This is a genomic window from Methylosinus sp. LW3, from assembly GCF_000527115.1.
Lineage (GTDB): Bacteria > Pseudomonadota > Alphaproteobacteria > Rhizobiales > Beijerinckiaceae > Methylosinus.
The window spans coordinates 307,684-319,792 of record NZ_AZUO01000001.1; the positions used below are offsets into that span (position 1 = coordinate 307,684).

Consider the following 12,109-nt stretch of genomic DNA (forward strand, 5'->3'; position numbering starts at 1 on the left):
TCATGTCGAGACGATTGGAAGCCGGCGCCGTTCCCTCACTCCGTCGATGGCCCCCTCCCTCACCCTCCCCCGCTTCGCGGGAGAGGGGGCGGCGACGTTTCGCGAAGCTTCGATGAAGCGCTGGATCTGCTCCCTCTCCCGCGGAGCGGGGGAGGGCTGGGGAGGGGGCTGATCGCCTCACGCGACCAGGAAGGGCCGCTCCGGCGCCTCACGCGGGAAGGGCTCGATGGTCGGGCCGAGGCGGATATATTTCAGCATCAGCCACACTTCGACGATGGCCAGCGCGCTGTAGAACAGCACGAAGCCGCCGAGGCTCAGCAGAACATTATAGGCCGGCACATTGGACGCGCCGAGGAAGGTCGGCAGCACGCTGTCGATGATCCAGGGCTGGCGGCCATATTCGGCGACGACCCAGCCGAGCTCGGCCGCGATCCAGGGCAGAGGCAGGCTGTAGAAGGCGAGCTTCAAGAGCCAGGGATTGTCTCTGAGGCGACGCCGGCTGGCGACGAGGAAGGCCGCCGCGAACAGGAAGATGAAATAAAAGCCCAGCGCCACCATGATGCGGAAGGCCCAGAACAGCACCGGCACATTGGGGATGGTAGTGAGCGCCGCCTCATGCACCTGCTCATTGGTGGCGTTTTCGATATCGGGCCGGAACCGCTTCAAGAGCAGCGAATGGCCGAGGTCCTCGAAGGCCGGCAGCAGCTCGGCGGGGATGGCGGCGTTGGGTCCGTCGGGACGCGCGGCGAGCCATTCATAGGCGGGCATTCCGGCGCGAATGCGCGTCTCCGATTTCTCGACCAGCGATTTTATGCCCTCGACCGGCGTGTCCAGCGAGCGCGTCGCGATGAGGCCGAGGAGATAGGGCACCTCGACCTTCAAATGCGTCGTCTGCTGCTTCACATCGGGAATGCCGAAGAGGGTGAAGGAGGCCGGCGCCGGCTCCGTCTCCCACATGGCCTCGATCGCCGCGATCTTCATTTTCTGGTTGAAGCTCGCCGTATAGCCGCTCTCGTCGCCGAGCACGACGACGGAGAGCGCCGAGGCGAGGCCGAAGCTCGCCGCCACATTGGCGGAGCGCCGCGCGATCTCGCGATGCTGGCGGTCATAGAGCAGATAATAGGCCGAGATGGAGAGCACGAACATCGCGCCGGTCACATAGCCGGCGCTGACGGTGTGCACGAATTTCGATTGCGCGACGGGGTTGAAGAACACTTCCGAGAAGGAGGTGAGCTCCATGCGCAAGGTCTGGGGATTGAACGCCGCCCCCACCGGATTGAGCATCCAGCTATTGGCGATGAGAATCCACAGCGCCGAAAAATTGGCGCCGAGGGCGACGAGCCAAGTGACGGTGAGATGCGCCACCGGGCTCAGCCGGTTCCAGCCGAAGAAGAAGAGGCCGACGAAGGACGCCTCGAGGAAAAAGGCCATCAGCCCTTCGATCGCCAACGGCGCGCCGAAAATATCGCCCACATAATGCGAGTAGTAGGACCAATTGGTTCCGAACTGGAACTCCATGGTGATGCCGGTGGCGACGCCCATCGCGAAATTGATTCCGAACAGCGTTCCCCAGAATTTGACCGCGTCGCGCCATATGGTGCGGCCGGTCATCACGAAGACGCTCTCCATTATGGCGAGGAGAATCGAAAGGCCGAGCGTCAGCGGCACGAAGAGGAAGTGGTAGAGGGCAGTCAGAGCGAATTGCAGTCTTGAAAGCGTCACCACGTCGAGTTCGAACATCATGCGCTCCTGAAAGGATTGTCAGCCGCGGTCCCGAGCGAAGAGCTTTTCCGCCATGACGGCCGGCGAGACATGCGGCCGCTCCGAGGCAGGAAAGAAGAGGAAATAGAGCAGGGCGAGGGCCGCGGTCTTGAGAGCGAGGGCGATGGCGATCTCTCGCCCGAGCCGATGCGTCGCCGAATGGGCCGACATGCGATTCTCCCCGCCCGAAGCGCCGGGCCGGGGGACACTATCCCCGAACGGCCTCGCCTTCATGACCGCGAAAGTCCTTAAAGCCCGTACGTGATCGCCGAAGGCTCCGGTCTCGCCATAAAAAGCACATGGCGGTCCCCGTAAGAAGGCTCGAAATGTCGCTGCGCGATTATGTCGCCGTCCCGCGAGGGGCGCCCCTCGAGAGAAATCCCGCAGTCGACTTCTTGACTTTGGCCGGCGCGTGCCTTATTCGGCGCCTCTCGCTAGCGCAATGCGTTGCGCCGCGCTCGCGGGGGAGTAGCTCAGTTGGTTAGAGCGCCGGCCTGTCACGCCGGAGGTCGCGGGTTCGAGCCCCGTCTCTCTCGCCATTTCGAATCCGTCGCCTTCATAGCGTCGTGGCCCTGGCCATGGACCGAAGCTCGTCGATTGATTCTGGCCGTGCCTGCGCCTATTCTATGAGCATGACCTCACCCGCGATCACCTTCGATCGTCTCGCCTATATCGACCGGCTGAAAGAGGCCGGCTTCGACGATAAGCAGGCGCGCGCTCAGGCCGATGCGCTGGACGCGGCGCTGCGCGATTCGGTCGCCACCAAGGCCGACCTCAAAGAGCTGGCCGGCGAGCTGCGCACGGAAATGGCCAATCTAAAGGTCGATATTCTCCGCTGGCTCGTCGTCACGCAGATCGCGCTCGGCGGCGTCATTCTCGCCGCTGTCAAATTCGTGAAGTGAGCGGCGGTCCCTCCCTTCAGCTCTCCAGCAGCCAGCGCGCGCAATCGTCCCAATAGGGGCGGCCGGGGTCGCGGAAAAAGCCGAAATGGCCCATGCCGCGCCCCTCGGCGCGAATCGCCAGCGGCTCTATGTGGGCGCGGCTGTAGCGCTTCAGCAGCGCCTCCACCGCCGGCTTCGGCGCCATCCAATCATCGTCGATGGTCAGCGCGCGAATCGCTCCCGTGAATTGGTCGAAGCATCCGGGGAAGGGCCGGCCCGCCGCATCGACGAAATAGGCCTCGCTGCGGCACCAGCGCGCCCATTCCAGCGCGGCGTCCTTGGGCAGATCCTCGCCGAGGCCGAGCCGCGCCGCCGGAAAATAGCCGAGCAGGGCGGCGGGGATCGGCAGCAGCGCGCGCCACATCAGCCATAGCGCATATTTGCGCGGGGCCGGCCACAGCCGCCAATCGCCGATCTGCGTGCTGACCGCCAGCATGGCGCGAATGCAGCCGTTATTGTCGGCGAGCCCGACCATCTGCCCGCCGACGCTATGAGCGACGACGCGCAAGGGCTCCGCCGGCGCGAGCTGCGTCGCATGATCGATGATTCCGGCGAGATCCCGCTCGCCCCAGGCGCGCAACCCCCCGCCGGGCGCGCCGAAGCGGCGGGAGGCGCCGACGCCGCGATAATCGAAGGTGAGAACCCGGCATCCGCGCGCGGCGAGAAAGCGCGCCAGCCGCTCGTAGAATTTCTGCTTCACCGCAATGGCGCCGGCGATGACGACGACGGGTCCTTCCCCGCTCGGGGGCGAGAATAGCGTCGCCGCGAGAGACGCTCCGTCTCTCGCGGCGATGGTCATCGCTTCGACTGCGCCGTCGCCGGCTCTCGTCATGCGGTCACGCTCTCTTCGGGCAGTCTCGCGGCTTCGGCTTTGGCGAGCGGCGCCTCCGCCTCGCGGCGAATTCTGCTCTGCTGCTGATAGTGAGCGGCGAGCGGCAGGTTTTCAACCGCGGGGAACTCCTCCTCGATCTTCTTCGGCTTGAAGAGCGTGACGACGGATTTCCAGGTCGCGATCCCCCAGCCCTGCGAGCGATAGGGATAGCCGTGCTCCTCGCAGAACTGGCGCAGCATGGGCGCGAGCTGCGGATAGTGACGCGGGCTGATCCAGGGGAAGAGGTGATGCTCGATCTGGAAATCGACGCCGCCGCACAGCAGCCGGCCGATCGGACCCGTCTCGAAATTCACCGCCGTCGCCGTCTGCAGCATCAGATAATTGTCGCGCGTCGCATCCTTCGTCACCTGGATCGCTTCCTCCGGGTAATGCGCCGGAGCAAAGAGCGCGAACATGACATAGGACATCATGAACATCTGCACGACGAAGAACATTGCGACATTGGCGAAGCCGAAGAAATAGATCGGAATGATCATCCACACGATCCAATGACCGATCATGCAGGAAAGATCGACCCAGCTCTGCCAGTTGCGGCGCTCGTCGTCGCGCAGCTCGCGGATCAGGAAGCGCCAGCCCTTGAAGGCGACGCCGAAGGAATTGCCGAGCAGCACGATGGGAAAGAAATAGCCCTGATGCTCGAACCACCAGCGCGCGAGGCCGCTGGCCTTCTTCAGATCGCGATCATTGAGCGTGAACACCGGCAGCAGATCGGCGTCGTCGTCCACGCCGATGACGTTCGGATTGGGATGATGCACGACGACATGCTTGTGGCGCCAATAATTGCCCGACACGCCGAGGAAGAACGGAAAGTCGAAATACATGATGAACTCATTGACCCACGGCTTGTTGCTGATCGCATGATGCGAGGCGGTGTGGCCATTGGTCGACATGCCCATGCAGCCGTAGGCGACGAGAATCATGCCGATCGCCTTGACGATGAGCATGTCCGAGACGATGACGAGCGCGACGCCCGTCGCCGTCAAGGCGATGAACAGCAGCCATTCGGCAATGCCGATAGCGGTCAGCTTGCGGGCGTATCCTGCGCGGCGGACCTGCTCCCGCAGTCGTGCGAAATCCTGATTGGCTTCCTTAGACATATGCACCCCCGATAAAACGAAATCGCGTGTCAGACGCGCTGCAGCCGGTACGGCGCGTGATAATCCTTGGTGAAGAGGAGCTGATAGAGCGCCTGGTCCCCGGCCATGGCGGAAGCTATTCCGCAGCTGAGGTAGTATTCCCACATGCGCTTGAAGACCGTGTCGTAGCGCACAGGATCGAGCGTTCCGCTATTGGCGCGGAAGGCTTCCAGCCAGCGACGCAGAGTCACGGCGTAATGGCGCGCCATATTCTCGACGTCGAGAATGGCGAGGCTATTCTTCTCGAGCTCTGTCGTCATCGCGGAGAGCTTCGGCGTGTCGGAGCCGGGGAAGACGTATTTTTGAATGAAGGGATCATGGCGATTGATCGCCGTGTTGCAGCCGATGACATGCACGAGGCCGCGGCCCTTCGGCGCGAGCAGACGCTCGATGGCGCCGAAATAGGCCGCATAATCCTTGGCGCGCACATGCTCCAGCATTCCGACGCTGACGATGCGATCGAAAGAGCCCTCGATCTCGCGATAATCGCCGAGGATGAAGCGCACGCGATCGGAGACGCCGTATTTGGCGGCGTTTTCCTGCGCGCGCGCGTGATGCGCGACGCTATTGGTGACGCCGACGCCGCGCGCGCCGAAATTCAGCGCAGCGTGAATCAGCATGCCGCCCTTGCCGCAGCCGATATCGAGCAGCGACTGGCCGGGCTCGATCTCGAGCTTCTGGCAAATGCGATCGAGCTTGCGCTGCTGCAGGAGATCGGCGTCGTCGTCCTGCGCATGCGCATAGCCGCAGGAATAGACCTGGTAGCGATCGAGCAGAAAGGCGTCGAACACGTCTTCGCCGATGTCGTAGTGACGGCGCACATTGGTCGCCGGGCTCAGCAGGCGATTGCTCGCCAGCATGCCGGCGTAGCGGAAGAGGAAGCTCCAATCGGAGCGCAGCTTCTTATGCAGGCCGGCGCGGCACAGCATTGTGAGGCAATCGACGAGGCGGCCGTCCTCGACCTCGAAATCCTGCGCCATGAAGGCTTCGCCCATGCCGAGATTGCCGAAGGCGAGCACGCGGCTGAAGAAATCGTCGCGCAGCACGCGCAGCACGATCGGCGCTTCCTCGCCGGCGCCGAAGCGATGATCGACGCCATTGTGACGCACGATCAGCGTTCCCTGATGGAGATGGCGCGACAGCATCTCGAAGAAAGCGTCCTTCGGCTGACGCGCTCCCAATAGCTGCGCGAGCGAAAGCTGTCGGCGCGACGTCTTCGCGTCGAAAGCGCGCGCGGCATGTTCGGGCATATATCTCGTATCGGTCATTTGTCTCTCCCAATGCATATCGCGCGCTTTCGGCAAAGAATTTCCGCGCCTATCGCGCTGGAAACGACGCGCGAAATCTTCCGCACGCCCGCGCTATTTGCGCCGCGCTTCTTGTTCTTCATGCAGTCCGCCGTGCTGAGCGATGGCGTCGCACGACAAGATTGTGTCAAATGTTGTCACATTATTTCTGCATGTTGACAAGCAGCTCAGCTTGCGCTCGCGTCCTCTCGTCGCGTCTTGCGATACGACGATCGGCGCGAGCCTGATCCGAGGTGTTAAAAGGGTCGGCGAGGAATTTGTGTGTGCTGCCACACAGGGCGCGAGCGCGCGTCCGCTCTATAGGATCGATGGGCGAGCGCGGATCGCGCCGCGCCAAATGAATTTCAGCGGAGACGAGAAAAATGGACGCAATCGAAATGTCGCGCTGGTTGTGGGCGGATCGGCGCGCGCGCGCCGCTCGCAGCGAGGCGGGGCCGACGCTGAATGGCGCGAAGGGTCAATTCATCGAGACGCGCGGCGCGAGCTTGCGGACGCTGATCACTCCGCAGAAGAATGGCGGCGGCGACAAGACTTTGGTGATCGTGCCCGATCCGCCCAATGTCATCGAGCAATATTTGCCGATCATCGACGAAATGTCGAACCATGCGCGTGTCATTTGCGTGGAGACGCCCGGCTTCGGCCAATCCTTCGTGAAATCGGGATTTCGCTTCGATGTCCCGAGCTATTGCGAGGTCTTCGACGAATTCTTCGCGCAGCTGGAGATAAATGACGCCGTGCTGGACATGGCCTGTCTCGGCGGCTTCGCGGGCGTCGCCTTCTCGGCGGCGCGGCCCGATCGCGTGCGCCATCTCATGCTGCAGCAGACAGTCTCGATCTCGCAGGCGCAGAAATGGGCGGCGGGAACCGATCGCATGAATTTGATTCGGCGGCCCTATGTCGGGCAGATCTTCATGCGCGCGCTGGATCATGTGGTGGCGCGGCATTGGTACAAGGTCGCCATGCCGCCGGCGACCTCGGCTATTGCGCCGAAGCTCGCGGAAGAGGCGATCGCGGGTCTCGATCGCGGCGGCTGCTTTTGCCTCTGCGGCGCCTATCAGGCCTTGATGGCGACGCCGGAGAAGCCCTACGCCGCCAGCCCGCGCAAGGTGACGATCGTCTGGGGCGACAGCGATCCGACCCATAATCTCGTGGCGACGATCGGCGATTCGCTGAAGGCGTTTCTGCCGGAGGCGGAATTCGTCCTCTTCGAGAATTGCGGGCATTTTCCCATGCTGGAAAATCCGCAGCGCTATCTGCCCATGCTGCGCGCCGCGCTCGACGAGGGGTGAGCATGGCTCGGCGCCCATAGGCGCCGCGCGCGCTCAGCTCGGCTGCGATAGGCGGCGCATTTCGGCGAGGGCGGGGTTTCCCTCCTCCTCCAGCCGGGCGATCGTCTCTAGGCCCCATCTATAGGAGAATTCGGCGACCTCGCGGTGCTTGTCCCAGGTCATGAAGCTGGCGCCGGGACAGACCGGCGGCTGCACGGTGAGATCGAGCCCGCCGGAAAACGCCGGCTTCTCGCGAATATTGCTGAACACCGCCTGCTGAATGACGCTCGCCAGCGAAGGGCAATCGGGCAATGGCTTGCGGCGCAGCGGATTGAGCATGGAGGCGAGCAGCTCGTTGCGGCCGGGCAGCGCGCGATAGTCGAAGTCATAGAGGCGCGGATCGGAGTTGCGCAGGTCCACGACGACATTGGGGCCGTTCTTGAGCCCATGCATGGGCGCGATCGGCGCATTGTCGGAGACGGCGCCGTCGACCAGCATATGGCCGTCCTCGTCGAAGAAGGGCGGCAGCACGCCGGGAATGGCGCAGGAGGCGCGCACCGCCTGCCATGTCGGGCCGGAGCGGATCACGCGCATCGTATAGGTGGAGAGGTCGGTCGCTATGGCGAAGCTCGGCCGCCACAAATCCTCGAAGGCGATGGAGCCGTAGGACTTCGCCAGCGTCGCCTCGAGAATCGTATGGTCGAGCAGGCCGAACTTCGGCAGAGTGAGGCGCTTCAGCGCGGCGTTCTGCACGAATATCTCGTGAATCGCCGCCTCCACCTCCTCCGGGCTCTTCAATTGCGCGAAGGCCACCGCCATGCCGGAGCCGATGCTGCTGCCGCCGAACATATCGAAGACGACGCCCGCCTCCTGAAAGGCTTTCACTATGCCGATATGGGCGAGGCCGAGCGCGCCGCCGGCGCCGGCGACGAAGCCGATCGCCTGGCCCGTGATGAAGCGCGCGAGACAATCGAAATCCGCGCCCGAATCCATCGCCACATGATGCAGCATGAAAACGTCGCGCTCGCGCAGCCAGGGCGCGGAGGGCTCTTGCGTCTGCGGCCGATGTGGATAGAGCCTGACGATGCGCCGGCGATTGGCGGGAAACAGGGTGAAGGCGAATTCCTCGACCGGATTGAGCGCGTGGGACCCGTCGGCGACGGCCATGATCAGCAGATCGGCCGAATTGAGAACGGCGCGGGTCCATTCGTTCAATTCGCCATCGGCGACGCAGAGGACGAAGTCGTTCTCCTGCTCGAGCGCGCCGAGCCAATCGGCGACGGCGTAGCGGTCGAATGCGCCATCCGCGAAATGCGCGCGGGCGTCGGCGGAGGCGCGCGCGCAGCCATGGGCGCGCGCATTGATCGCCTGCAGCAGGCGGGCGCTGAAACCTTCGGGAATAGCGCCCCCGCCGGCGGCGATCAGCGCGATCACGCGCACACGGCTGCTCTGGCGGAAATTGCGCCGCGTGATCTCGCCGAGACGGGCGAGGCGCCGGGCCAGCGAGCGGGTGACGGCGCGCTGCATATCGGGGAATTGCGCGACCAGCGCCTCGAATTGCGCGCGGTCGATCTCCAGCACCTCGGAGTCGCGCATGGCGACGACGCCGGCGCCGCGCGGCTCGCCGGTGAAAAAGCCCATCTCGCCGATGAGCTGGTCCTTGCCGATCTCGGCGACGATCTCGCCATTGGCGGCGTTGACCACGCCGAACTGGCCGAAATTGACGATATAGAGAGTCTCCGACGGCGCGCCGAGCTCGATCAGCGCCTCGCCGCGCGCGATCCTGCGCAGCCGCACGCAGGATTTGATCTTGCCCCGATCCTCGTCATCGAGGTCTTGCCAGAAACTCTGATCTTCCGAAACGAGCGTCTTCGACATGGAAATACAGCCGCCCCGATGCGTTCGCGTCGCGCGCCCCCGCGCTCGCGCCGCATGATCTTCGGCCGAGCGTGAGAATGCAAGGGCGCTTTCCGCGCGCTTTCGACGCTGGTCAGGCTGGCGCGGCGGTCAGCAGAGCGTCCAGGGTCGCGCATTCCTCCGCGGTCAGGGAAAAATCGAATATCGTCAGATCGTCGCGCATATGCTCCTGTGACGACGTGCCGGTGAGGCACAGAATGCCTTGCTGCGTCAGGAAGCGGAAGAAAATCTGCGCCCGGCCGCGCCCATATTTTTCGGCGAGAGCGATGAGCTCCGGCTTCGCCAATGTTTCGGGATTGGCGGTGAGCGTCCAAAAGCTCTGGTAGAAAATTTTGTGCTTTGCGCAGAAAGCGCGAATCTCGCGGTCATAGCCGGTTTTGGCGTAGAAGCGGTTCTGGATCACGGCCGGCTTCACCCGCGCCTTCTTCCACAACATCTTCAGCCGTGACAGCTCGTAGCAATTGCTGACGCCCAATTGGCGCACGCCGCCCTGCGCCACCAGGCTCTCCATCGCGCGCCAGGCTTCGAGAGTGTCCTTGTCCTCCGGGTAGGGGGAGTGCAGCACCAATCCGTCGAGGCGATCCACGCGCAGATTGCGCAGCGAGACCTCGAAGGATTGCCGCACCTGCTCGCCTATGGCCGCCTCAGCGTCATAGGGGATGTTCTCGGGGTCCTGCCCGCCGAAGGGCGTGAATTTGGTCTGCAGATAAATATCCGCGCGGTCGAGCCCGGCGCCGAGCGCCGCCGCCAGACCTTCGCCGACGCCCGGCTCGTTGTAATGCTTGGGCTGGCAGGCGGTGTCGATCCCGCGAAAGCCGGTCCGCAGCGCCTCTTCCACCAGAGCGGCGGTGCGCTCCTTCTTCCAGGCCGTGCCATAGATGATGCGGGGCATCAAAACCCCGGAGGCGGAGACGATCCGGCCAGGATCCTCGCCGCGCGGCTCGGCGCTCATTTTGGGGCTTCCTCTTTCTCAGGCTCCGGCGAAAACCGTCAGCACGCCAGTATAGCCGTAGAGATGATGGCGGGCGATCTCGCCGCCGGCGAAAAAGCCGATCACGGGCGTCTCGCCTCCCAGCGCCTCGTGAACCATGCGGAATTCGGCGTTGGGCTCGCCGAAATGCGGGCCGCCGCGCCCCGAGCAGCTGATATAGAGCGCGCCTCTCATGCCGCCGGCGGCCTCTGCCTGGGCGCGCACCTCCGCCACGATGCGGAGGAGATCATGCTTGGCCGCCTCGGCGTTGCGCTTGCAGAAGGCGAGCCGCATGCCGTCCTTTATCTGCTCGGCGATCATCAGCAGCCCGCCCTTGCGGCCGACGCCGACAATGTGCCGCACTTCCGTGTTCGTGCCGAACTGGCCGGGCTTGGCGGAGACATCTTCGCCAGTGGCGACCAGCCCGGCCAAGGTCTGCGCCAGCTCGAGCCGCAGTTCGGCGTCGTCTATGTCGAGCGTATGCCCCATATCCTCGAGCACGCAGTCGAGGGCGCGCTTCTCGTCCAGGGTCACGAGGTAATTGCCCTGCGCGCGCGTGACCGTGCGCAGCGGCCCTATGGGCTGGCAGCCCTGGGTGACGCGCGAGAACACGGTCGCCTGCGGCCCGAAGGCGACGCCGGTGAAGCCGCCCGCCAAAACCTCATCCGCGATGCACAGCGCCTTGTTGCGCGCTGAGGAGAGGCCGCCGAACTGATAGCCGGTGGTGAGCTTGGCGCTTGCGGCCTCCAGCTTGGCCTGCAGATCGGGCGTGCCGCCGCTGGCGTGGACCAGCGCGGTGAAGGGCTCGAAGCCCTTGGGCGTCCCGTCCAGGGCCTCGAGAGAGGAAAACAGCGTAAAAGCGTCGGCGGGAAGATCGGCCAGCATGATCGCGAGGCCCGGCGCGTCGAAATATTCGACCGCCTCGGCGCCGACGCCGACCCCCACCGTTCCGACGAAATGGACGCCGGGCAGGCGCGCGCGCAGCGCCGACAAAATGTCGCTCGCCGCCTGGGTGAAATAGTCGGTGAGATAGCACCAGCCGAGATTTGGCGCAGGCGCGTCGGCCCGTTGTCGCTCGATCTGCTCCAGGCAGGAGGCCAAGGCGCTCTTCCAGTCGGCGTCGCCGGAATGGGCGTAAATGAACTTGCTCATGGTCTCTTTTCCCCGCGTCCTTGCGCGGGTAGCAACGACCGTGCCGCGGAAGAGATTCGCTACCGCGCCGCCTCGACGGAGGCGGAGAGCTCGGCGAGATCGAGCAGCACGAAGGCGCCGCGGCGGCGCTCGAGCAGTCCCGCCCGCTCCAGACGGTTCAGCTCGCGCGTGACCGCCTCGCGATGCGTGCTGACGCGGGCGGCGATCTCCGCATGGGTGGGAACGGGCGAGATCACGCCGCGATTCTCGCCGCCGCTGTCGCTGCGCGCCAGCCGCAGCAATTCCGCGTGAATGCGGCCGCGCACGTCGAGATTGGTGAACTCGTTCACCCGTGTGGTGAGGCGGCGCACCTCGCCGGTCAGCGTCTCGAGCACCTGATCGCAGACATTGGGATAATGATGAATCACCTCGCGGAAGATCGCGGGGCTCATGCGCGCGATCACCGTGTCGGTTATCGCATGGATCGCCGCCGAGCGCGGCTTGCCGTCGAGCGCCGAGAGCTCGCCGAAAAACTCGCCCTCCTTGATGACGCGCAGCATCAGATCCTTGCCGGCGACGCTCTGGATCGACACGCGCACATCGCCATAGGCGACGAAATAAATATCCGCGCTGTCGTCCTTATAATTGAGGATGCATTCCTTTTCCTGGGCGCGGCGCCACACGCATCGCGCGTCGAGCTGCGCGATCTCCTCCTTGGAAAGCGAGCGGAACAAACTAACGCGTGCAAGCGTCTGGTTTTTTCGTATCATGTCCCGCGTTCCTGAA

General features: G+C 64.2%; 11 protein-coding genes and 1 tRNA gene. 3 read left to right on the forward strand and 9 right to left on the reverse strand.

Annotated features, from left to right (window positions below; all coding sequences use genetic code 11):
* Nucleotides 1-177: 177 nt before the first annotated feature.
* Together METLW3_RS0101535 and cydP are read right to left on the reverse strand one after the other, a co-directional pair.
* A complete protein-coding gene (locus METLW3_RS0101535; RefSeq protein WP_024878257.1) occupies nucleotides 178-1,740 on the reverse strand; it encodes a cytochrome ubiquinol oxidase subunit I in 1,563 nt (520 codons plus the stop codon).
* A 21-nt stretch (nucleotides 1,741-1,761) separates the two neighbouring features.
* Nucleotides 1,762-1,932, reverse strand: a complete 171-nt coding sequence (gene cydP, locus METLW3_RS28010) for a cytochrome oxidase putative small subunit CydP (protein WP_134187967.1) — start codon at nucleotides 1,930-1,932, stop codon at nucleotides 1,762-1,764.
* A gap of 291 nt (nucleotides 1,933-2,223) precedes the next feature.
* On the opposite strand from cydP, the gene METLW3_RS0101545 reads away from it, so the two are divergent.
* Both METLW3_RS0101545 and METLW3_RS0101550 read left to right on the forward strand, forming a co-directional pair.
* Nucleotides 2,224-2,300, forward strand: a tRNA-Asp gene (locus tag METLW3_RS0101545).
* A 93-nt stretch (nucleotides 2,301-2,393) separates the two neighbouring features.
* Nucleotides 2,394-2,663 carry a hypothetical protein gene (locus METLW3_RS0101550; RefSeq protein WP_036296052.1) on the forward strand — a complete coding sequence of 90 codons (270 nt, stop codon included), beginning with the start codon at nucleotides 2,394-2,396 and terminating at the stop codon, nucleotides 2,661-2,663.
* Between the two features lie 16 nt (nucleotides 2,664-2,679).
* Here the strand turns inward: METLW3_RS0101550 and METLW3_RS0101555 are convergent, their stop codons facing one another.
* From METLW3_RS0101555 to METLW3_RS24975, 3 genes are read right to left on the reverse strand one after another with little or no spacing between them, the layout of a single operon-like run.
* On the reverse strand, nucleotides 2,680-3,534 hold the full coding sequence (locus tag METLW3_RS0101555) for an alpha/beta fold hydrolase (protein WP_024878259.1): 855 nt from the start codon (nucleotides 3,532-3,534) through the stop codon (nucleotides 2,680-2,682).
* Nucleotides 3,531-4,691, reverse strand: a complete 1,161-nt coding sequence (locus tag METLW3_RS0101560) for an acyl-CoA desaturase (protein ID WP_024878260.1) — start codon at nucleotides 4,689-4,691, stop codon at nucleotides 3,531-3,533. The genes METLW3_RS0101555 and METLW3_RS0101560 overlap by 4 nt, the downstream gene beginning before the upstream one ends.
* Nucleotides 4,692-4,720: 29 nt before the next feature.
* Entirely contained in the window at nucleotides 4,721-5,998 is a 1,278-nt protein-coding gene (locus METLW3_RS24975; protein WP_024878261.1) for a class I SAM-dependent methyltransferase, read from the reverse strand.
* Between the two features lie 401 nt (nucleotides 5,999-6,399).
* Here METLW3_RS24975 and METLW3_RS0101575 point away from each other — a divergent pair, with 401 nt between their 5' ends.
* Nucleotides 6,400-7,326 (forward strand): alpha/beta hydrolase, encoded by a 927-nt coding sequence (locus METLW3_RS0101575; RefSeq protein WP_084484757.1) that lies wholly within the window; start codon nucleotides 6,400-6,402, stop codon nucleotides 7,324-7,326.
* 33 nt (nucleotides 7,327-7,359) lie between these two features.
* Here METLW3_RS0101575 and METLW3_RS0101580 read toward each other — a convergent pair whose 3' ends face one another.
* From METLW3_RS0101580 to METLW3_RS0101595, 4 genes are all read right to left on the reverse strand, one after another.
* Nucleotides 7,360-9,183: a patatin-like phospholipase family protein gene (locus tag METLW3_RS0101580; protein ID WP_024878263.1), complete on the reverse strand. Its 1,824-nt coding sequence runs from the start codon at nucleotides 9,181-9,183 to the stop codon at nucleotides 7,360-7,362.
* A 112-nt stretch (nucleotides 9,184-9,295) separates the two neighbouring features.
* Nucleotides 9,296-10,174 carry an aldo/keto reductase gene (locus METLW3_RS0101585; RefSeq protein ID WP_024878264.1) on the reverse strand — a complete coding sequence of 293 codons (879 nt, stop codon included), beginning with the start codon at nucleotides 10,172-10,174 and terminating at the stop codon, nucleotides 9,296-9,298.
* 18 nt (nucleotides 10,175-10,192) lie between these two features.
* Nucleotides 10,193-11,344, reverse strand: a complete 1,152-nt coding sequence (locus METLW3_RS0101590; RefSeq protein WP_024878265.1) for an FIST N-terminal domain-containing protein — start codon at nucleotides 11,342-11,344, stop codon at nucleotides 10,193-10,195.
* Between the two features lie 59 nt (nucleotides 11,345-11,403).
* Nucleotides 11,404-12,093 carry a Crp/Fnr family transcriptional regulator gene (locus tag METLW3_RS0101595; protein WP_024878266.1) on the reverse strand — a complete coding sequence of 230 codons (690 nt, stop codon included), beginning with the start codon at nucleotides 12,091-12,093 and terminating at the stop codon, nucleotides 11,404-11,406.
* Nucleotides 12,094-12,109 lie beyond the last annotated feature (16 nt).